General features: G+C 65.0%; 19 protein-coding genes and 1 riboswitch. Of the genes, 9 read left to right on the plus strand and 10 right to left on the minus strand.

The genetic code is table 11. From position 1 onward, the window contains the following. Nucleotides 1-4: 4 nt before the first annotated feature. Both nadC and IG169_RS07790 read right to left on the minus strand, forming a co-directional pair. The gene (nadC, locus tag IG169_RS07785) at nucleotides 5-883 is read right to left on the minus strand and encodes a carboxylating nicotinate-nucleotide diphosphorylase (protein ID WP_210325910.1); all 879 of its coding nucleotides are present in this window, start codon (nucleotides 881-883) and stop codon (nucleotides 5-7) included. Nucleotides 884-888: 5 nt separating this feature from the next. Continuing rightward, on the minus strand, nucleotides 889-2,451 hold the full coding sequence (locus IG169_RS07790; protein ID WP_193175612.1) for an L-aspartate oxidase: 1,563 nt from the start codon (nucleotides 2,449-2,451) through the stop codon (nucleotides 889-891). Nucleotides 2,452-2,677: 226 nt separating this feature from the next. On the opposite strand from IG169_RS07790, the gene IG169_RS07795 reads away from it, so the two are divergent. Beyond that, complete coding sequence (locus IG169_RS07795) at nucleotides 2,678-3,250, plus strand: hypothetical protein (RefSeq protein ID WP_193175613.1); 573 nt, start codon at nucleotides 2,678-2,680, stop codon at nucleotides 3,248-3,250. Between the two features lie 39 nt (nucleotides 3,251-3,289). On the opposite strand, the gene nadA is transcribed toward IG169_RS07795, so the two are convergent. Then, on the minus strand, nucleotides 3,290-4,369 hold the full coding sequence (nadA, locus tag IG169_RS07800) for a quinolinate synthase NadA (protein WP_193175614.1): 1,080 nt from the start codon (nucleotides 4,367-4,369) through the stop codon (nucleotides 3,290-3,292). A gap of 169 nt (nucleotides 4,370-4,538) precedes the next feature. Beyond that, nucleotides 4,539-5,372 (minus strand): MBL fold metallo-hydrolase, encoded by an 834-nt coding sequence (locus IG169_RS07805; RefSeq protein WP_193175615.1) that lies wholly within the window; start codon nucleotides 5,370-5,372, stop codon nucleotides 4,539-4,541. A gap of 113 nt (nucleotides 5,373-5,485) precedes the next feature. Here IG169_RS07805 and soxR point away from each other — a divergent pair, with 113 nt between their 5' ends. Continuing rightward, a complete protein-coding gene (gene soxR / locus IG169_RS07810) occupies nucleotides 5,486-5,956 on the plus strand; it encodes a redox-sensitive transcriptional activator SoxR (protein ID WP_193175616.1) in 471 nt (156 codons plus the stop codon). Nucleotides 5,957-5,969: 13 nt separating this feature from the next. Here soxR and IG169_RS07815 read toward each other — a convergent pair whose 3' ends face one another. From IG169_RS07815 to IG169_RS07825, 3 genes are all read right to left on the minus strand, one after another. After that, nucleotides 5,970-6,290: a YidH family protein gene (locus IG169_RS07815; RefSeq protein WP_193175617.1), complete on the minus strand. Its 321-nt coding sequence runs from the start codon at nucleotides 6,288-6,290 to the stop codon at nucleotides 5,970-5,972. Nucleotides 6,291-6,300: 10 nt separating this feature from the next. Continuing rightward, the gene (gene mprF / locus IG169_RS07820) at nucleotides 6,301-8,880 is read right to left on the minus strand and encodes a bifunctional lysylphosphatidylglycerol flippase/synthetase MprF (protein ID WP_193175618.1); all 2,580 of its coding nucleotides are present in this window, start codon (nucleotides 8,878-8,880) and stop codon (nucleotides 6,301-6,303) included. Between the two features lie 66 nt (nucleotides 8,881-8,946). Next, nucleotides 8,947-9,903 (minus strand): AEC family transporter, encoded by a 957-nt coding sequence (locus IG169_RS07825; protein ID WP_193175619.1) that lies wholly within the window; start codon nucleotides 9,901-9,903, stop codon nucleotides 8,947-8,949. Between the two features lie 109 nt (nucleotides 9,904-10,012). On the opposite strand from IG169_RS07825, the gene IG169_RS07830 reads away from it, so the two are divergent. Beyond that, nucleotides 10,013-10,450 (plus strand): YqaA family protein, encoded by a 438-nt coding sequence (locus IG169_RS07830; RefSeq protein ID WP_193175620.1) that lies wholly within the window; start codon nucleotides 10,013-10,015, stop codon nucleotides 10,448-10,450. A gap of 3 nt (nucleotides 10,451-10,453) precedes the next feature. Here the strand turns inward: IG169_RS07830 and IG169_RS07835 are convergent, their stop codons facing one another. Beyond that, on the minus strand, nucleotides 10,454-11,872 hold the full coding sequence (locus IG169_RS07835; protein ID WP_193175621.1) for an aldehyde dehydrogenase: 1,419 nt from the start codon (nucleotides 11,870-11,872) through the stop codon (nucleotides 10,454-10,456). Between the two features lie 141 nt (nucleotides 11,873-12,013). Here IG169_RS07835 and IG169_RS07840 point away from each other — a divergent pair, with 141 nt between their 5' ends. From IG169_RS07840 to IG169_RS07860, 5 genes are all read left to right on the plus strand, one after another. Next, entirely contained in the window at nucleotides 12,014-12,346 is a 333-nt protein-coding gene (locus tag IG169_RS07840; protein ID WP_193175622.1) for an ArsR/SmtB family transcription factor, read from the plus strand. A gap of 11 nt (nucleotides 12,347-12,357) precedes the next feature. Next, nucleotides 12,358-12,876 carry an arsenate reductase ArsC gene (locus tag IG169_RS07845; protein WP_193175623.1) on the plus strand — a complete coding sequence of 173 codons (519 nt, stop codon included), beginning with the start codon at nucleotides 12,358-12,360 and terminating at the stop codon, nucleotides 12,874-12,876. A 5-nt stretch (nucleotides 12,877-12,881) separates the two neighbouring features. Continuing rightward, complete coding sequence (locus IG169_RS07850; protein WP_193175624.1) at nucleotides 12,882-13,400, plus strand: arsenate reductase ArsC; 519 nt, start codon at nucleotides 12,882-12,884, stop codon at nucleotides 13,398-13,400. An 8-nt stretch (nucleotides 13,401-13,408) separates the two neighbouring features. Continuing rightward, on the plus strand, nucleotides 13,409-14,137 hold the full coding sequence (arsH, locus tag IG169_RS07855) for an arsenical resistance protein ArsH (protein WP_193175625.1): 729 nt from the start codon (nucleotides 13,409-13,411) through the stop codon (nucleotides 14,135-14,137). Between the two features lie 72 nt (nucleotides 14,138-14,209). After that, a riboswitch (cobalamin riboswitch) is annotated at nucleotides 14,210-14,419 on the plus strand. 57 nt (nucleotides 14,420-14,476) lie between these two features. Next, entirely contained in the window at nucleotides 14,477-15,157 is a 681-nt protein-coding gene (locus IG169_RS07860; protein WP_193175626.1) for an energy-coupling factor ABC transporter permease, read from the plus strand. A gap of 40 nt (nucleotides 15,158-15,197) precedes the next feature. Here the strand turns inward: IG169_RS07860 and IG169_RS07865 are convergent, their stop codons facing one another. Further along, the gene (locus tag IG169_RS07865; protein WP_193175627.1) at nucleotides 15,198-16,577 is read right to left on the minus strand and encodes an HD-GYP domain-containing protein; all 1,380 of its coding nucleotides are present in this window, start codon (nucleotides 16,575-16,577) and stop codon (nucleotides 15,198-15,200) included. Between the two features lie 79 nt (nucleotides 16,578-16,656). Then, nucleotides 16,657-19,392: a DUF2339 domain-containing protein gene (locus IG169_RS07870; RefSeq protein ID WP_193175628.1), complete on the minus strand. Its 2,736-nt coding sequence runs from the start codon at nucleotides 19,390-19,392 to the stop codon at nucleotides 16,657-16,659. 238 nt (nucleotides 19,393-19,630) lie between these two features. Here IG169_RS07870 and IG169_RS07875 point away from each other — a divergent pair, with 238 nt between their 5' ends. Then, the gene (locus tag IG169_RS07875; protein ID WP_193175629.1) at nucleotides 19,631-20,863 is read left to right on the plus strand and encodes an MFS transporter; all 1,233 of its coding nucleotides are present in this window, start codon (nucleotides 19,631-19,633) and stop codon (nucleotides 20,861-20,863) included. The last annotated feature ends 42 nt before the right edge of the window (nucleotides 20,864-20,905 follow it).

Raw genomic sequence — 20,905 nt, forward strand, 5'->3', positions numbered from 1 at the left:
CAGATCAGCCGAGCCGGATATCGAGACCGACATCGAGCGTCGGGGCGGCCATGGTGATCTTCGAGGTCGAGATGTAGTCGACGCCGGTCTCGGCGATCTCCCCGATCGTCTCGAAACGGACATTGCCCGATGCCTCCAGCTTCACGCGGCCGCCATTGTCGGCCTTGTTGAGGGCGACGGCCTCGCGCAGCTGGTCGTTGGTCATGTTGTCGAGCAGGACCGCGTCGGGCGCCGCCGTCAGCGCCTCGTGCAACTGTTCTATCGTATCGACCTCGACCTCGATCCTGACCAGGTGGCCGGCATAGGCGCGCGCGGCTTGAACCGCTTTCGCGACGCCGCCGGAAACAGCGATGTGGTTGTCCTTGATCAGGATCGCGTCGTCGAGGCCGAAGCGGTGGTTGGAGCCGCCGCCGCAACGCACGGCATATTTCTCGAAGCTGCGATGGCCGGGAATGGTCTTGCGCGTGCAGGTAACCTTCGCATGGGTATGCGCGATCTCGCGGGCAAAGCGCGCCGTGTAGGTGGCGATGCCGGACATGTGCATCAGGAAATTGAGCGCGACGCGTTCGGCGGAGAGAATGGCGCGGGCATTGCCGCTGATCGCGGCGACCACGTCGCCCGGCTTGACCGTGTCGCAATCCGACAGCCTTGCCTCGAAGGCAATCGACGGATCCATCAGCTTGAAAGCGGTCTCGGCAAGCCCGAGCCCGGCGATCACGCCATCCTCGCGCGAGGCGAGCAGCGCTGTCGCCGTGGCGTCGGGAGCAATGGTCGCGTTCGTCGTTATGTCGCCGGCACGTCCGAGATCCTCAAGGAGCGCGGCGCGCACGGCGTCCTCTACCATCAGGCGTGGCAGGCTCGGCGGCAGGGCGGCAACGGGCATGGGTCTCATTCCTCCAGCAGGGCGGGAATCGTCTTTTCGGCCTGGTCGAGCGTGGTGAAGGTGCGGCGGCGCCAGGCCTCGTCCTCGGCCGGGAAGTCGGTGCGGAAATGGCCGCCGCGACTTTCGGTGCGGTTGAGCGCGCAGACCGCGATCAGCTTCGCCGCCGCCAACACGTTGAGGAACCGCTCGGTGTCGGCCTCGCGCTCCAGGCGCAGGATGGTGCGCAGCGCCTCGCGCATGCCGGCCTTATTGCGCAGAACGCCGAGATCGGAACTCATCGTGTGGCGCAGGAGTTTCATCTGGTCGCTGTCAGGGCGCGGCTTCTGGCGGCCGCTCTCCATCGAGCCCTCCGACCAGTCTGCCGGCGCGTCCCAGAGGTCCTCGCCGCCGAGGGCGTCGGCGATGCGGGCGGAAAAGACGACCGCCTCCAGAAGCGAGTTGGACGCCAGCCGGTTCGCGCCATGGGCGCCAGTCGAAGTCACCTCGCCGCAAGCCCACAGGCCGGGCAACGACGTGCGGCCGTCGAGATCGGTCCAGATGCCGCCCATGAAGTAATGCGCAGCGGGAATGACCGGGATCGGCTGCGTCACCGGATCGATGCCGGCCTCCCGGCAATATCCGTAGACGGTCGGGAATTCCTCGGCGAATGTCTCGCCGACAGCCCTGGTGCAATCGAGAAACGCGCCGCGTCCGGCCTGCACCTCGGCGAAGATGCCGCGCGCTACGACATCGCGCGGGGCCAGTTCCGCGTCGGGATGGATCGGCAGCATGAAGCGCTCGCCGTCCTTGTTGAGCAGCGTCGCGCCGTGCCCGCGCAGGGCTTCGGTCGCCAGCGGCGCCGGGTCCTTGCCGACATTGATAGCGGTCGGATGGAACTGGACGAATTCGAGATCGGCCATGCGGGCGCCGGCGCGCGCCGCCATGCCGACGCCGCCGCCGCGCGCCTCGGCCGGATTGGTCGTCACTTCGTAGAGATGGCCGATGCCGCCGGCAGCGATCACCACCTGCGAGCCGCGCAGGGTCAGGATGTTCTCCTCGCCCTCGCCATTGCCGAGCGCCTGCAGGCCGACGACGCGGCCGTCCTCGACCAGCAGCCTTTCGACGACATAGCCGCCAAGGACGCGGATCGACGGCGTCTTCTTCACGGTTTCGACCAGCGCCTGCATGATGGCGCGGCCGGCCATGTCGCCGCGCACACGCACGATGCGGCTCTCCGAATGCGCCGCCTCGCGGCTGACCTGTAGACGGCCTTCCAGATCGCGGTCGAAGGGCACGCCGTAGTCGAGCAGATCATGGATGCGGTCGGAGGCCTGCGAGGCCATCATGCGGGCGACCGCCTCGTCGACGATGCCGTCGCCGGCGGCAATGGTGTCGGCGACATGTTTCTCGATCGTGTCGCCGGGCCCGACCGCGGCGGCGATGCCGGCCTGCGCCCAGGCCGACGAGGCGCCGCGCCCGATCGGCGCCGCGGTGATCACCGTCACGGCCTTCGGCGCCAGTTTCAGCGCGCAGAAAAGCCCGGCAAGCCCGCCGCCGATGATGAGCACGCTGTTATCCGTCTTGTTCAATTCGGTCTGTTCCCCTCACCGTCCGCCCGGCGGTTCGGCCGCGGACGTCATTTCAAACATCTTCCCCTTACGCTGTTCCGGTGGAATTGCGCTAGTCCCCGCGGCTGTTCCCGCCTGAAAGGCTCCCCGAAAGACCGCAGCTTGCCGCCCAAGCGGCCATGTTGACCATTTCCGGCGCAAACAGGAAACTGATTCCGTTACGGAACCGGTTCCGAGGAGAAATCACATGCGCGCAGGCACCTTCGCCGTCTCCCTTCTTTTCCTGGCGATCTCCGCCGCCGGCAGCCGCGCCGGCCCGATCACGGATTACGCACAAGAGGCGGAACGCCTGCTCGGCCAGGGAGACCCGATCGGCGCCGTGACGGCGCTGGACAAGGCGATGGGAGAGATCTGGTCGGCATCGCCGCTGGTTTTCCGCAAGGTGCTCTTCGTCGAAGATTCCGACGGTTTCGGTATCTACCGGCCGCGCGACTCCAGCGTCTTCAAGCCCGGCGAACCGCTGGTGATCTATGCCGAACCGATCGGCTTCGGCTATGGGAAGCATTCGATCGGCGGAAACGAAATCGGCCTCGTCTCGGATTTCATCCTGACCGACCCGGACGGCAAGGAGCTGTTCTCCAAGGACGATTTCCTCGCCATCACCCTGCCGGTGCGCTATCACAACCGCGAATTCCAGATGCAGCTGACCGTCAGTCTCTCGGGTCTGCCGGCCGGGGAATATGTCGCGAAATTCCACGTGCGCGACCAGCACTCGGACAAAAGCGGCGATTTCGAATTGCCGTTCGAACTGGCCGAGTGAAGCAGACGGCTGCGCAGACAGCCGCCGCTCGCTGTTTCCTCAGTGCTTCAGGTTCACCATGCGCTCGACGGCAAGGCGCGCGCGGTCGGCGATGGCGGGATCGACGAGGATCTCCTCCTTCATCTCGCACAGCGAGTCGAGGATCTTCGGCAGCGTGATCCGCTTCATGTGGGGGCACAGGTTGCACGGCTTGACGAACTGCACCTCCGGCACTTCGGATTCGATGTTCGAGGCCATGGAGCATTCGGTCACCAGCAGCACCTTCGGCGGCTTCCGGTCCTTCACATAGTTGATCATGCCCGATGTCGAGCCGGTGTAATCGGCGATCTCGACGACCTCGCGCGGGCATTCGGGATGGGCGACGATCTCGATCTGCGGATCGGCTTCCTTGTAGGCGAGCAGTTCTTCCGCCGTGAAGCGCTCATGCACCTCGCAATGGCCCTTCCAGGTCAGGATCTTCACCTTGGTCTGGGCGGCGACGTTGAGCGCCAGATATTCGTCGGGAATGCACAGCACCCTGTCGACGCCGAAGGATTCGACGACCTGCACCGCGTTGGACGAGGTGCAGCAGATGTCGGTCTCGGCCTTCACCTCGGCGGAGGTGTTGACATAGGTGACGACCGGCACGCCGGGATAACGCTCGCGCAGCAGACGAATATCGGCGCCGGTGATCGAATCCGCCAGGCTGCAGCCGGCCTTCATGTCCGGGATCAGAATGGTCTTGTCCGGATTGAGCAACTTCGAGGTCTCGGCCATGAAGTGGACGCCGCACTGGATGATGATCTCGGCGTCGACCTTGGTCGCCTCCTTGGCGAGCTGCAGCGAGTCGCCGACGATATCGGCGACGCAGTGATAGATCTCCGGCGTCTGGTAGTTGTGCGCCAGAATGACCGCGTTGCGCTCTTTCTTCAGGCGGTTGATCGCCGAGATATAGGGCGCGTAAACGGGCCACTCGATGCGCGGGATGTGGTCCTTGACCTTCTGGTAGAGGTGCTCGGTCTCTTCCGCGATCTCCGGCGTCCATTCCAGCAGGGGGCGCTCGATGACGCCAAAACGCTCGGCGGCGCTCTGGATGGCAGTTTTTCCGGTTCCGCCGGATGTCTGGGGGGACTGGCTCATGTCGTGTTTCCCGTCGGGCCTCGCCTCGCGGCGCCCTGTCTTTGCGCCTTGCGGGCGGTCTCCTCTGGGCTTCGGCATAGCCTCTCAATGTGGCGGCCGCATGCCCGATCCTTGTTGCAGGCAATGCGGCGCGAATTCAATCCCTTGCGCGTAAAAACCGAAGGGCCGGTCACGTGGCCGCGAGCGCGAGCGGCGGCGCACAGAGGATCTTGCGGATGCGGCGTTCGGAGCGCGCGACGGCGGCCTTCGCGTCGTTTTCCACCTTCGAATCCCACCAGCCGCCATAAATTCGGTCATAGGCGAGCGGTTCGGTCATGGCGACAATGCGCCGGATATGGGCGGGCGGAAGCTGGATCAGGCCCGGCATAGACCACATGAAACTGACGCGCCTGCCGCCCGGCGTGACCATGATAGTGTCTCCGGTCAGAAGCGCGCCCTTTCCTTCCGCGCCATCGCGCCAATGGAGGAACGCCGAGCCGTCGAAATGGCCGCCGGTGACATGCGCCGTGACGCCGTGGCCGAGGTCCAGCCGGTCACCGGCGAAAACGCGGATATTCTCGTGCGGGCGCGCGATCCAGTCGCGATCGGCCACCGGGATGAAGATCGGCACGTTGCCGAGGCTGATCGAATTGCTGACCGCCGCCCCGTAGAGGTGGGGATGCGACATCACCATGGCGCGCACGCCGCCACGCCGGTTGATCTCGTCGATCGCCTCCTCGCTGAGCAGCGGCACGCCATCCCACAACACGCCGCCGTCGGGATGTTCGATCAGCAGTGCGCGCTGACCGATACCCGCCTGCGGTTCTACGCCGATGCCAAGCAGCCCCGGCTCCTGGTCGCGAAGGTCGTTGCGGTGCGTGGCGGCGAAATCCGCAATCGAGATCCATTCCTGACCTGCCGGCGGAACATGCTGGCGTTCGTCGGAACAGATCCGACAGGTTTCCGGCGGTTCGGCAGACGGCGCAACCTCATTGAAACATGTCTTGCACAACCAGACTGTCATAATTTTCTCCATCGTTTTCAGTCATTTGTCGCAATCAGTTCGGACGGCGTGACTTGCGATGGCGCAGGTGATACAACCTCAACTATTGTTGAGGTCAACAGGGCGCTTTCATCATGGCTCCACTCGAATGGACGGTCGGCCAGGTTTCCGAACGCACCGGACTGCCGGTATCGACGCTGCATTTCTACGAGAGGCAGGGACTCGTCAAAGCCTCGCGCACACGCGGCAACCAGCGCCGCTACAGCCGCGCCGCGGTGCGCCGGCTTTCCATCATCCGCTTCGCGCAGGAACTCGGCATTCCGCTGAAAGAGATCGCCGAGGCGCTGTCGGCGCTTCCCGAGGACCGGATCGCGACACGCGAGGACTGGGAGGCGATTTCGGCGCAATGGTCGAAATTGCTGGACGAGCGGTTGGCGCGCCTGCAGCGGCTGCGCGACAATCTCGGCACATGTATCGGTTGCGGCTGCCTCTCGCTCGACCGTTGCGTGATCTACAACCGCAACGACATGCGCGCGGCGGAAGGCCCCGGCCCGCGCACGCTGGTCGCCGGGCCGATCGACATGAACGCGGCGCCGGAGGACTGACCGGACGAACGTGTCAGCCGATATTGGCGACGAACATGGCGATCATCACGAAGAGCGCCGCGATCAAAAGCACGAGCAGCATGTCCGGGCCGGTCGAGGCGTCATCAAGCTCTTCCTGTCGGTCGATGCGGCGCCGCACGACGAGCATGCGGGCATAGGCGACCAATACGAGCGCCGTGCCGGAAACCAACAGCCCGACCTCCGACCACACCGGCGTCACCGTGTTTCCGAACCGTGCGACCGCCAATCCGAAACCGACGATGGCGACGGCGGTGCGCACCCATGCGAGGAAGGTGCGTTCGTTGGCTGCATGGTCTGTGTAATTGCGGATCATCGCATCTTCCCTAGTCCACCAGGCCGCGCATGCCGCCCGATATCAGCCCGTTGACCTCGAGCAGCACGCGCGGCGCGTCGAAGCCGCCGGGACATGCGAGATAATTCGCCGTCCAGACGGGATCGAAACGCTGCTTGAATGCCCTCAATCCCTCGAAATGATACAGATTGTCGCCATAGCGGTATATGTAGCTGCCGAGCCGGCTCCACAGTGGCGACAAAGGGTGGTCGCTCAGCCCGGATAGCGGCGCCGCGCCGAGCGAGAACCAGCCATAGCCTTCCGCCTTCGCCCACAGCATCAAATGGGCGAACAGCGCGTCCATCGCGTAGCGCGGCCCGCCGGGATCGAAGCGCATCAGGTCCACCGAAGCCTCGTGATGGCCGGCACCGGTCAGGATGTTGGCGAAGGCGACGATCTCTCCGCCCTCGCCCTTCTGCAGGACCGCGTGATCGAACCGCACGAGATAATCCTCGGAAAACGCACCAAGCGCAAAGCCTTTCTCGCGGCCCTGTCTCTCCGCCAGCCAGGCGTCGGAAACCCGGCGCAGTTCGGGCAGACGATGGACGATTTCCGCTGCGGGCAGGACGGCGAAGACATAGCCCTCGCGCTCCGCACGGTGCAGGGCGTTGCGCATGTTGGCCCTGGATGCGCCATCGAGCGTGAAACGCCGCAGATCGACGCGCGCGACCTCGCCGATCTTGAGGATCGACATGCCCATGTCGAGATAGACGGGAAGATATTTCTCGCCGACAGCGTAGAACGCGCACTTCTTGCCGAGACGGTCCGCATGTTCGCGCAGCTTCCAGGCAAGCTGGGTGCCCGATTGCTCGTCGCCGACCGGATCGCCCTTGGATATCAGCGTCGTGCCGCCATCGGCATAGGAGATGAAGGCATTGCCGTCATCCGACAGCATGAACCGCTTGTCGCCGGTCAGCGCGATGGCAGCCTCGGTGTCGGGAGACGCGGCGATCAGCTCGCGCACGCGCTGCGGAACCGGCTCGCCGGCGCCCAGTTTCGGCGACGCCTTCAGGAAGGAATTCAGGCCGATCGCGAGGAAGATCACGCTGGTCGCCAGGGCGGCGCGCAGGAAGCGGGGCGCATCGCCATGCAGCGTGAATTGCCACAACAGGTCGTTGCTGTAGGGCACCTTGGAATAGGCGAAGAAGCCGACCCATATCGACACCGCCAGGAACAGAGCGCTTGCCAGCGCCCAATGCCATTCCAGCTGGAAGATCGCATGTTTGTAGCGATAGAAGGCGGCGCGGAAGGACGCCAGCAATGCGAGCGCGGCGGCCATCGTCACCGCCTCCTCCCAGTCGAGCCCCTTGGTAAGCGACGTGACAAGCCCGAGCGACAGCAGGCCGATCGCCACCAGCCAGGCGCGAAAGCTGCGCAGGTAAAGCCCGTGGGCGACGATGATCAGCAGCAACCCGGCGATACTCGCCAGCAGGTGCGACGCCTCGATGAACGGCAGCGGCACGAGATCACGCAGGTCGAGCAGGCGGTTCGTTTCGCCGGGCAGACTGCCGGAAACGAGGAGCAGCGCGCCGGCAAGAAGCACCACGCCGGCCGCGATTGCCGGCATCACCGGCATCAGCGCGCGGCGCAGCGTCGGCAGCGCGTCGCGGTGCTTGCGGCCCATCGCATAGACCGACGCGCTGGCGAGAACGGCCGCGGCGACCACGAAGGGCAGCACGTAGTAGACCATCCGGAACAGGACGAGGCCGGCCAGCATGTCGGGCCGGCCGATGGCGCCGAGGCCGCCGATGATCGTCGCCTCGAAGACACCGACGCCGCCCGGAGAATGGCTGGCGACGCCGAGCCCCATCGCGGAGACGAACACCACGAAGAAGAGCGCGAAATTGCCGGTCAAGTCGCCCGGAAGCAGCACATAGAGGCACAGGGCCGCGCCGAGCACGTCGATGATGGCGACCACGGTCTGCGACGCGGCGACGAAGCCGGTCGGAAACCGCAATTGGTAGGAACGGACGTGGATCCTGCGTCCCTTGCGGCCGAGCCAGACGAAAAACACCGCAATCGCGATCACCAGCAGGACTCCGGCGACGCGCTCGAATTGGGGTGTCATCTGGAATGCGGCGCTAAGCCCGGACGGATGGAACAGGAACAGTGCCGCGACGATCGTCATCAGGCCGAGCCAGAAGCTCAGCCACACATTGGCGATCACCTGGGCGATATCGACGAGATCGAGACCATAGGAGGAATACAGGCGGTAACGCACAGCGCCGCCGGTCAACCACGAGAATCCGAGCAGGTTGGTGACGGCATAGCCGGTGGATCCGGCAAGGAAGGCGATGCGCGGCGGGACCTTGCCGGGCGCCGCCGTCGCGGTTCCAAGCACGTCGTAAAACGCCATCGCCAGATAACTGAGCCCCGTCGCCGCGACCGCGAGAAGGATGCTGTCCCAGGACTGCGCCGACAGATCGGTCTTGACGTCGCTCCAGTTGACCTCGCGCGAGAACCGGTGAAGCGCGTAGATGGCGACGACAAACACAGCCATCGCGGCTGCCGCCTTCGCCACCGGCGCGATGTAGCGAGACACGCCGGACGGCTCTTCAACCTGCTCACTCATTACCGGTATTTTCCAGGAGCCCGATATCGATTGCCGATCAGCAGCCACCCTTTCGGGGGAAGCCGCCTACCCGGTAACCGCCGGGAGCATCCATAGCAACAGGCTGACCGTGAAAAAGGAGAAAAGCGTCGTCGCAAGCAACGCCACCGCAGCCACGCCCTCCTCGCCGTATTTCTGGGCGAAGATGGGATAGACGCCGAAAATCGGCATCGCCGCCGACAGCACCAAAGCCTCGCGCAGCGGCGATTCAATCGGTGCGAATCCCAAATGCGGAACGACCAGGATCGCCGCAACGAGAATCAAGGGATGGACAAGAAGCTTGCCGATGACGATCGGGACGATGCGGTCGGCAAGCCCGCTCACCGGCAGCCCGACCAGCATGCCGCCGATGACGAAAAGCGATACGGCGGCGCTCGAAGAAGCGAACAGGTCGACCGACCTGACGACCGGTGCCGGCAGGTGCAACCCGCTCAGCGAAACCACCAGACCGGCCGCGAGGCCGATGACGATGGGATTCATCACAAGGCGGCCGAACGCCGATCCGAGAACGGCGACAGGATGGCCTTCCTGCCCCTTGGCGCGCTCGGCCAGCATCAGCAGCAGCGGCACGATGAAAATGTTCTCCACGAACATGTTGAGCGCCAGCACGTTGCCCGCGATCGGCGGAAAGGTCAGCAGGATGATCGGAAAACCGACGAAACCGCTGTTCGGGCACGACATGCCCATGGCGGAGAAGGTGGCGGCGGAGCGGTCCTGCCCCAACACCTTGCGGACGACGAGATAGCCCAGCAACACCATCGTCACCGTTCCGCCGAGATAGGCGGCGATGTATGCAGGATTGACGATTTCGGCGACAGGTTTTTGCGACAGGGCCCGGAACAGCAGCGCCGGCAACGCCAGATAGAGCACGTAGCGCCCCAGCGTCCGCATGTCGCCAGCGGCAAAAAGACCAAATCGCGTGGAGAGATATCCGACCGCAATGGTGATATAGATCGGACCGGTTACGGAAAAGACTTCAAACAATGCGATCACGCTGGCAGGTAATGGATTTTTGGGTTGTATACATGCCGGCGATCGAGGGTTCCAGAGCGAAATCCGGCACTTTCGAGCGGTTGCGGGCGCGGCCGCCGGCATGACGGCATTCGGCGCCTATGCAGGCTTGTTCGCGATCGCCTTTTTGGCCGCAACGATCTTCCCGGCTCAATCCGAACTTGGCCTGTCGGCGCTGCTGCTCGGCGGGGAACACCCCGTCTGGGCGCTGCTCGCCGCCGCAAGCCTCGGCAACACGCTGGGCGCGGTCGTCAACTGGGTGCTCGGCCGTGGCATCGAGAAATTCCGGCACCGCCGCTGGTTTCCGGCGAGCGAGGCACAGCTCGCGCGGGCGACACGCTGGTACTCCCGATGGGGCCGCTGGAGCCTGCTGTTGAGCTGGATGCCGTTCGGCGGCGATGCGCTGACGCTCATCGCGGGCGTGCTGCGCGAACCCCTGCCCTCGTTCCTGGCCCTGGTCGCGGCCGCCAAGACATTGCGCTATCTCGCCGTCGCCGCGCTGGTGTTGCAGTGGCCGTAACGGCTACATGATGCGCGGCAAAAGCTTTTTGAACACAGCGAGCGACGTCTTGTAGGGCGGGTATTTCAGCTTCAGATCGAGCCATGTCCCGCGCCGGACGATCGCCCGGCGATGCGAGAACGTGTCGAAGCCGGCCTTGCCGTGATAGGCGCCCATGCCGCTGTCGCCGACGCCACCGAAGGGCAGTTCCAGATTGAGCAACTGGGCGAAAATGTCGTTGACGCTGGCCCCACCCGACGACACCCCGTGGAGCACCTTGTCGGCGCGGTTCCCGTCCGCCGTGAAGATGTAGAGGGCGAGTGGTTTCGGCCGCTCCTGCAGCCTGGCGATCTCCGCATCGAGATCGTCATAGACGACAACCGGCAGAACGGGGCCGAAGATCTCGTCCGCCATGACCGGGTCGTCCCAGCCAATATCGGCGATCACGGTCGGCGCAAAGTAGCGTTGCGCCCGGTCGATCTCGCCGCCGGCGACCACCCTGCCCCGGTCCAGAAACGACGCGAGGCGATCGAAATGGCGTTCGTTGACGATGCGGGCATAGTCCGCGCTCTTCGCCGGATCGGCGCCGTAAAATTCCGTGAGCGCCGCCCTGAGCGCGCCGAGGAACGCCGCCTCGGCGGATCGCTCGACAAGGAGGAAGTCGGGTGAGATGCAGGTCTGGCCGGCATTGAAATACTTGCCCCAGGCGATGCGCCGCGCCGCCGTCTTCATGTCGGTATCGGCGGCGACGATGCAGGGGTTCTTGCCGCCGAGTTCGAGGGTCACGGGCGTCAGATGTTCGGCAGCCGCCGCCATGACGATCTTGCCGATCTTCGTGCCGCCAGTGAAAAACAAATAGTCGAAATCCTGACCGAGCAACGCCTGTGTCGGTTCGATCCCGCCCTCGACGACCGCCAGAATGTTCGGATCGAAGGTCTTGCGGATCATGCCGGCGAGGAGAGTGGAGGTAGCGGGCGCCAGTTCCGACGGCTTGACGACGGCGCAGTTGCCCGCCGCGATCGCCGCAACGACGGGAGCGAGAACCAACTGCAGCGGATAGTTCCACGGCCCGATGACCAGGACGCTGCCGAACGGCTCGGGAACGACATGGCTCGACGCCGGAAACAGCAGCCGGGGGCTGCGCGCGCGTTTCGGCCGCGCCCAGCCGGCAAGCCGCCTCAGCGCGGTGTCGATCTCGATCAGCACGACCGCGATCTCGCTGGAATAGGCTTCGGCGGGCGGGCGGCCGAGATCGCGGCGCAGCGCTTCCAGAATGTCGGTCTCGTGGGATACGAGCATGGCGCGCAGAGTGCGAAGCTGGCGCCGGCGGAAATCGAGATCGCGGGTTGCGCCGGTGCGGAAGAAGCGCCGCTGCGTTTCGGCCAGCCTGCCGATCTCCGTCGCGTTCGGCGCGGCAACGTTTCCGGCTGCGTGTATCGTCATGCCAGTTTCCCTTTCCGGAACCCGTTTCTTGGCATTGTCAAGATTAATCCCACTCTGCGGAGATACCAAGACGAAACGTGTAACGCGACAGTTTGTTGCGCCGATATTGACATTCTTCAATATATCAATAATTCTTGAATTATGGATAAGTCACATGTAATCGACGCGCTGCACGCGCTGGCCCAGGAAACGCGGCTGGATGTCTTCCGTTTGCTGGTGAAACAGGGCGAAGCCGGCATGGCCGCGGGCGACATCGCCGAGACGCTCGGCGTCCGGCAAAACACGATGTCGGCCAATCTCGCCGTTCTGGCGCGCGCCGGCATGGTGCGCAGCGAACGCGAGGGCCGAGTCATCCGCTATTTCGCCGATTTCGACGGGATGCGCGGCCTGCTCGCCTTTCTGATGGAAGACTGCTGCGGCGGCAATCCGCAGCTTTGCCAACCGGTTTTGGATGAAATCGTCTGCGCTTGCTAGGGAGGCTCCGCATGGCTGACAAAGTGTATAACGTGCTGTTTCTGTGCACCGGAAACTCCGCCCGCTCGGTTCTGGCCGAAGCGATCCTCAACCGCGAGGGAATGGGCCGGTTCAAGGCCTGGTCGGCCGGGTCGCACCCGAAGGGCGAGGTCCACCCCTATACGCTGGCACTGCTCGAAAACCTCAATTTCGACACGTCCTTCGCGCGCTCCAAGAGCTGGGACGAATTCGCCATCCCCGGCGCGCCGGCGATGGATTTCGTCTTCACGGTCTGCGACCAGGCCGCCGCGGAAGCCTGCCCCGTCTGGCCTGGCCAGCCGATGACAGCCCACTGGGGCGTGCCGGATCCGGCCGCGGTCGAAGGCAACGAGGCCGAAAAACGCCTCGCCTTCTCCGACACGTTCCGCATGCTCAAGAACCGCATCTCGGTGTTCACGAGCCTGCCGATCGCTTCGCTCGACAGCCTCGCGCTTCAAAGACAACTCGACGATATCGGCCGGAAAGTCGAATCCCTTCAAACACATTCGTGAGTTTCATGAAGAACATTCTCATTCTGTGCACCGCCAATTCCGCGCGGTCGATCCTCGGCGAGGCAATTCTGGCGAAGCTCGGCGAAGGCCGCGTGAACGCGTTTTCCGCCGGCTCGACGCCGCGCGGGACGCCCAATCCGGACGGGCTCGCGCTGTTGAAGGAATACGGCCACGACACGGGCCGCTTCCGTTCCAAGTCCTGGTCGGAATTCGAGGGACCGGACGCGCCGAAAATGGATATCGTCATCACGGTCTGCGACAATGCCGCCGGCGAGACCTGTCCGTTCTGGCCGGGCGCGCCGGTGCAGGCGCATTGGGGCATTCCCGACCCCGCAGGCAAGGGCGACGCGCCCGAGGAACGCCGCGCGGCCTTCGCCGAGACCTACCGCCTGCTCGAGGCGCGCATCCGCGCGCTGATGACCCTGCCCTTCGAGGAGATGAACCCGAAGGATCTCAAAACCGCGCTCAACACGATCGGCGCCATGGAAGGCGCGACGGACCTCGCCGCGTCATACGCAAGCTAGAAGGCCGCATGGACTGGAAAGACGATTCAAGCCTGCCGAACCTGGCAGACGACCTCCTGCACGACATCGACAACGCAGCGCTGTTCAACACCGCGCCGTCCAAACACAAGCCGCGCGTGCTGATGCTATACGGCTCGCTGCGCGAGCGCTCCTATAGCAGGCTCGTGACCTACGAGGCCGCGCGCGTGCTCGACCGGCTCGGCGCGGAGGTGCGGATATTCGATCCGGACGGCCTTCCGCTGCCCGACTCGACCGAGCCCGACCACCCGAAGGTGCAGGAATTGCGCGAATTATCGCTGTGGTCGGAGGCGCATGTCTGGTGTTCGCCGGAACGCCACGGCGCGATGACCGGCATCATGAAGGCGCAGATCGACTGGCTTCCACTGTCGCCGATCGGCGGCATACGGCCGACCCAGGGACGCACGCTCGCGGTGATGCAGGTCTGCGGCGGGTCACAAAGCTTCAATGCGGTCAACCAGATGCGCATTCTCGGGCGCTGGATGCGCATGATCACCATTCCCAACCAGTCCTCGATCGCCAAGGCATGGCTGGAATTCGACGACGCCGGGCGGATGAAACCGTCGCCCTATTACAACCGCGTCGTCGACGTCATGGAGGAACTGATGAAGTTCACGCTGCTGACCCGCGACATATCGGGCTATCTGACCGACCGGTACTCGGAACGCGTGGAAACCGCCGAGGACGTCCACAAGCGGGTCAGTCTTAAGAGCATCTGATCGCCGCTCCGGCCGATGTCGGCCTGACGTCAAATTTGGCCGCAACGGCGATTGTATCCGTGCGCGCCCTTGTCTACAGTTCGAGTCCCAGGTTCCATGAAGGCCAAGCCTTCTGGATTAAAAGGGAACACGGTAGGGACGACCCGAAGGGGGCCCGATCCGTGACTGCCCACGCAACTGTGAGCGTGAGCCGCATCCATTGTGCCACTGGGTTTGACCTGGGAAGGCGGGTGACGGCGTCGAAGCGCGAGTCAGGAGACCTGCCCGGGAAAACCGCAATGGCGGCCGCTTTGGCGCGCCGCCCTCCAAATGCACGATGGGTGCAGGAAGGAACTGACCATGCATATCGAACCCGGCGTCGTCGACGGCGCCAAGATTGTCCTCAGCTACGCAACCGCCGCAGGCTCCGTCGGACTGGCGGGCAAGATGGCGGCCGACACGATCCGCAACGGTGGCGTCGCATCGCTTGCCGCACGCTCGGTGATGACGACGGCGCTCGTCTTCTGCTTCTTCCAGGTGCTGCCGCACCATCCGGTCGGCGTGTCGGAAGTCCACCTGATTCTCGGCTCGACGCTCTATCTGATCTTCGGCGGCGGACCTGCCGCGATCGGGCTCGCGCTCGGCCTTCTGATCCAGGGCCTGTTCTTCGCGCCGTTCGACCTGCCGCAATACGGCATGAACGTCACGACGCTGATCGTGCCGCTGTTCGCGATGGGCATGCTGGCGAAACGCATCATTCCCGCCGACATCGCCTACAAGGATGTCGCCTATCGCCAAGCGCTCGCGCTTTCGACCACCTATCAGGGCGGCATCGTCGCATGGGTGGCGTTCTGGGCCATCTACGGCCACGGTTTCGGCGCGGCGAACCTGGCGCAGGTCGCCTCCTTCGGCCTCGCCTACATGACGGTGATCATCGTCGAGCCGCTCGTCGATCTCGGCGTGCTTGCCGTCGCGAAGAACCTGCATCGCCTGACCGACAACGCGCTTTTCGAACAGCGTCTGCACCACGCAGCGGCCTGATTTTCGACCCGGTCTCCGGCGGCAACGCCGGAGACATTTTTCAGGCGGCGATTTCCGCCGTTCCGGCCGCCGGTCCCAATTTCGCGAGCCCCTTCTTCAGCGCCGCGACGCAATCGGGATCGAATGCCGTCCCGACATCCCCCTCGATGATCTCCAGCGCTTTCGCGACCGGCATCGCCGCCCGATAAGGCCGTTCGGCGGCCAGTGCGTCGAACACATCGGCGACCGTAAGGATTCGCGTCTCGAGGCAGATTTCATCGCCTTTCAGACCATAGGGATAACCCCTGCCGTCAAGCCGCTCGTGATGTGCGCCGGCAATCGGCGCGATGTCCGCGAAGGCGGAGACGCGTTCGAGGATGCGTTCGCTGTGCCGGGGGTGTTCGCGGATGGCTTGCCATTCGCGGTCGTCGAGCTTGCCGGGCTTGTCAAGCACCTGATTGCTGACGGCGAGCTTGCCGATATCGTGCAGGAGCGCGGCGCGGCGAAGCCAGCGCCGGTGTGCCGGCTCGAGGCCCAGTTCCTCGGCGATCATGTCGGCATAAAGCGTCACGCGGCTGGAATGATTGGCGGTAAACGGGCTCTTCGCGTCGACGACATCGGCGAAGGCAGAGGCCACATCGTCGAGATAGGCCTCGTCGACGGTAATCTCCTGCACCGCCGGCTCCATCGCGTAGATACGTTCGGCGAGATCGTCGGCGGCGAGACCGGCCCAGAAGCCCTCGTCGTCCTGCACCCGCAGGAAGGTCTCCACCAGATAGGGATCGAACCAGGTTCCCTCGCGGGCCTGCACCTCCGCAACCGCCGCCTCGCGGCCCTGCTCGGAGAGGAAGACGTCGACCACCTGCGCGAGAAGCGCGATATTGGCGTTTTGCGGAATGGCTCCGGCCTGGAGACGGTCCGGCTTGCCGGAGCCGTCCCAATGCTCGTCGAGCGCGCGGATGCCGTCCTGAACCGCATCAGAGAAGCCGAGCTTGGCGGCGATGTCCGCGCCGCGGTGGCAGCGCGTCTCGATCAGTTCGCGCGAGATTTCACCGCCGTTGCGCAGGATGTTGACGATGGCGCGCAGCCGCTCGCTCAATCCGGATTCCAGCCCGGTCTTCGCGAAGACGAAGCGCAAGGCGGCGCCGAGGCTGCCGTCGATGGTCTTGAAATCGTGTTTGAATGTTAGGTCGTCGGTCAGATAGAGCTCGCAAATGCGCGCGGCATTGCTGCTGCAGCCGAGATCCTTGAGCAGAAGCGTGAAATAGAGATCGCCGAGTTCGCGTGGACCAAGCCCCAGCGCCTTGCCGACATGCGTGCCGATCCAGCAGCATCGAAGGCAATGGCCTTCCGGCTGGCCCTCGGTGATGTCGAGCGCATGGCTAAGCGCACCGAGAATTTCGGAAAGGCGGAACGACGTCTTGCCGGGCCGGCCGGTCATGGCCCGATATCGCGATTGTGCAGTCATGCTCACTCCGGTCGCCGGCCGGAGCAAACCACGAACCGGTTAAACAACGGTGTCACGCCGGGCCACCGGTTCCCGCATCACTTTCGGGGAGTTCCGGGGGACCGGCCTCGGCTGGCGGTGCATTCCCCGTCCTGACAAGGATACGCTGGTAGAACCGGCCGATCGCCAGCAGCGACACCCCGAGCCCGATGAAGGAGAAGGCGCGCAGCGCGCCGGTCAGCGCCGTCATGTCGAGCAGGAAGACCTTGCAGATGGTCAGCGCGATGACCGCCGCCGAGGCCAGCCGCAAGGGCATCGATTTCAGGAACAGGCCGGCCAGAAGCAGCGCCGCGCCGAGGACCAGCCAGACGGCCGAATAGGTCCAGAACTCCATGTCGGAGGTGCGGTGCCACATGCCGATCCGGCTGCCCTGGAAGGCGTGGCGCGTCATCATCGTGAAATAGGCAAAGACGAGCAGGCCCGCCAGGAGCGCATAGGCGAGCGTGTACCAGCGCGGACGGATCGGGCGCGCCATCAGCGCCACGACCCCGGCAAGCGCGCCGGTGACGAGATAGGCCGGCAGGAGCACGTTCAGGACCGCGCCGTCGCCGACGCCCGAGCCGGTCAGCAGCGGGTTGTGGACGACGAACAGGCCGATCGCGATCATCGCCGCGCTCAATCCGCCGGCGACCAGGGATGCGACATCGTAGACGTTCGCCTTCGTGTAGCGGGCGACGCGCTGGAGCCCGATTGCGAAACCGAGCGCGGCGATCGTCTGCGCCGCCATGTCGGCGAGCCGGAACGGACCGACGATTTCGCCGCCGTGGATCCAGTGGCGCAATTCGAGCCCGACAAAAAAGCCGAGCAGCGCGAGGCCGATCGCGGTGACTGCGGCGCCGGTGCGTTCAGCGCCATTGCGGCGCAGGATTTCGCCGGCGAGCAGGATCGCCGTGGCCGGCAGGCCGGCGATCACGACGAGCCTGTTCAGGAGCGGCGTCGTGCCGATCACTTCGCCGGGGAACGGCGCGCTCGCCCACAGACCGAGAGCGGCGAGCAGGCTTGCGGCGATCGCAAGGAACGGCAGCGCGCGCAACGGCCGTGCCCGGTACACCCAGGCAATGCCCGCCGCCGTCAGGGCGAAACCGAACGGCATCCAGGTCTTCGACAGCGTGACGCCGAGCGCGAAGGAAACCAGCGCGACCGATGTCACCGCGAATGCCGCCGGGGCCGGCGCGGACCAGTCGTCCGGACGGGCGCGGGTGAAGAGTTCCGTCAGCAGGACGAACAACAGCGCCAATGCCAGCGCGGCGACGCCGAACAGCACTTTCGTTTCGAACGGGGCAATCCGGAGATAGGCAACGATGATCGTCAAAAAGGCGATGACGGACGCCGAAATCGCGAGGTTGCCGGCCATACGCGGCGCCGTGGCCGCGGCGCGGCGGGCGGCCCAGATGGCCAGTCCGCCGACGGGCACGGCCAGGAAACCGAGCGCGAGGAAATAGGTGGCTGCATCGGCCGGCATGAAGGCCGTGCGGTAGTCCGCGTCGCCGAGCAGTCCGGGATAGCGCGCCAGCGGCAGGTCGATGGCAACGGCGGCGGCCACGACGATGAACGCCGCCGCGCCCGAGGCGAGCGAAAAGGACGGCCAGACGCCCGCTGCCGCGACGATCACCAGGCCCGTAGCCAGTCCCGCGCTCATCGCCGGAAAATCATAGGCGCTGGCGCTGTGCATCGCAAAGGCGAGCGCCACCAGCGCTAATGCGGTCACCGCAGGGCTATCCGGTGGACGGTCGGCGAGCGGTACCGGGCGTTCCGCTTTTTCCCAGCCGAAGGTTGCTACATGGATGATCGCGAGGCCCACGAGCAACGCCCCGCCGGCAAAGCCCGCCGTCGTGCCCTCGATCGCCGCCGTCATGAAAGCCCAGGCCGTGCTGCCGATGATCCCGCCCACCGCCAGCCACAGCCAGTTGCGCAGGCGCGACACCGTCATGATCGCGGCGGTGACGACCAGCGTATGCCCGGCAAGCGCGGGCGCATTCGGGGTAGTCGACGAGACGAGCAACGGCGCGCCGTAAGCGCCGAGCAGGCCGATGGCCGCCAGTTTCGGCCCGTGGATGGCCGACAGCAACAGGCTCGCAATGCCGATTGCCGTCAGGCCGACAAAGGCGACCGCCGGCCCGACGAACCCGTAGAGCGCGTGCGCGGCGTAAAGCGTGCCGAACGCGGCGATCGCGCCTGCGCCGGTCAGGATGCCCGGAATGTCGGCGCTCTCGAAGACCGGCAGTTTCAGCGCCATGTCGCGCCGGCGCAGCCATTCGCCGACCGCAAATAGCGCCGCCGAGAACAGGGTTCCCGCCGCTATCCGGGCACCCGGGCCAAGCAGGCCCGCCTCGATGGAGTAGCGCACCAGGAAAAGCGCGCCGAGCGCGATCGCGATGCCGCCGAGGATGACCGTCCAGTTCGCGCCGACCAGTTTTTCCAGATCCGCGGCGCTGCGCCGGCGGGCGGGCGCTTCCTGTGCCTTCGCCGGCAAAGGCGGCGGCGTCGCGGCAGACTGCATGGCGACGGGCTCCGCTTCCGGAACGGCGGCGCCGGCGGACTTTTTGCCCTCTTCCGGCTCTTCCGCCTTGCCGAAATCCGCGCGGAAGTCCGGCCTCGGGACGCGCGCCGTTTCCGCAACCGCGATGCCGACATCCTGAAGGGCGGCTCGCAGCGCGGCGACCTGGGCTTCAAGCCGCCTGCCGCGCCGGTCGACGCTGAGCAGCCAGAACACCAGAACAATTGCGCCGATCAGAAGTAATGTGATCATGCCGCCCTCTATTTTCCCCGCCCCACTTCTCTATGTCGCAAAAAGCCTAACCGGTTCATTACACGGATTGCTATATTGTTTCCGCATTACCTGCGTCAGGCGCCGCCCTCCCTCAGGTGCCGAAGATGAAGCGGCGTTAAACCAGCCTTCAACCGAATTGATCGACCGGACGCAAAGCCCCGCTTGGCCTTCAAACCGTTCCGGCTTATTTCTCTCAGGCACTCCAGAGGGGATCACGATGAGCACGCTGGCCATTTCAAGACGAGAACCGGAATTTCCGTGGCTGATTATCGCCAGCGGCTGCCTGATCGCGGCGCTGACCTTCGGACCGCGCTCGGCCATGGGCTTCTTCCAACTGCCGATGCTGGCCGACACGGGATGGTCGCGCTCCGAATTCGGCCTCGCCATGGCGATCCAGAACCTGATGTGGGGCGTCGGCCAGCCCTTTTTCGGCGCACTCGCCGACAAGCACGGCACATGGCGCGTGCTGCTGCTTTCGGCGATCCTTTATGCGTCGGGCCTTTTCCTGATGGCCGCGCCGCAAAGCATCTGGTTTCTGCATCTGGGCGGCGGTTTGCTCATCGGCCTCGCCATCGCGTCCGGTTCCTTCGGCATCATCCTCGCCGCTTTTGCGCGCAACGTCACGGCGGAACAGCGCTCCTTCGCCTTCGGCATGGGCACCGCTGCCGGATCGGCCGGCATGTTCCTGTTCGCGCCTTTCAGCCAGATGCTGATCGACAGCCTTGGCTGGTCGGATTCGCTGCTGGTGATGTCGGCGATGATGCTGATCGTGCCGATCCTCGCCATACCGCTGCGCGGCAACTCGTCGTCCGGCAGCCAGAAGCAGTCCGAGGTCGACCAGTCGATCGGCGAGGCACTGCGCGAGGCCTTCGGCCACCACAGCTATCTGCTGCTGACCGCCGGTTTCTTCGTCTGCGGCTTCCAGGTCGCCTTTATCACCGCGCATTTTCCGGCCTATATCGGCGATATCGGCATCGATGCGCGCTACGCCGTCATCGGCATCGCGCTGATCGGCTTCTTCAACATCATCGGGTCGCTCGCCTCCGGCGTGATCGGCCAGAAATATTCCAAGCCCGCCTTCCTCTCGCTGATCTATATCGGCCGGGCCATCGCCGTGACCGTCTTCCTGCTGACGCCGCAGACCGGCACCACGGTGATCATATTTTCCGGCGTGATGGGGCTGTTGTGGCTTTCCACCGTGCCGCCGACCAACGCGCTCGTCGCGATCATGTTCGGCACGCGCCATCTCGGCATGCTGGGCGGCATCGTATTCTTCTCGCACCAGATCGGCTCGTTCCTCGGCGTCTGGCTCGGCGGGTTCATGTACGACATGTTCGGCAGCTACGATTCCGTCTGGTGGCTCGGCGTCGCGCTCGGCCTGTTCGCGGCCGCCGTCCACTGGCCGATCAAGGAACGCCCGGTCGCCCGCCCCTCCGCGGTCGTTGCATGAAAAAACGCCGGGCGATCCGCCCGGCGTTTCCGTTTCTGACAG

Source organism: Oricola nitratireducens, from assembly GCF_014904745.1.
GTDB classification, from domain to species: domain Bacteria; phylum Pseudomonadota; class Alphaproteobacteria; order Rhizobiales; family Rhizobiaceae; genus Oricola; species Oricola nitratireducens.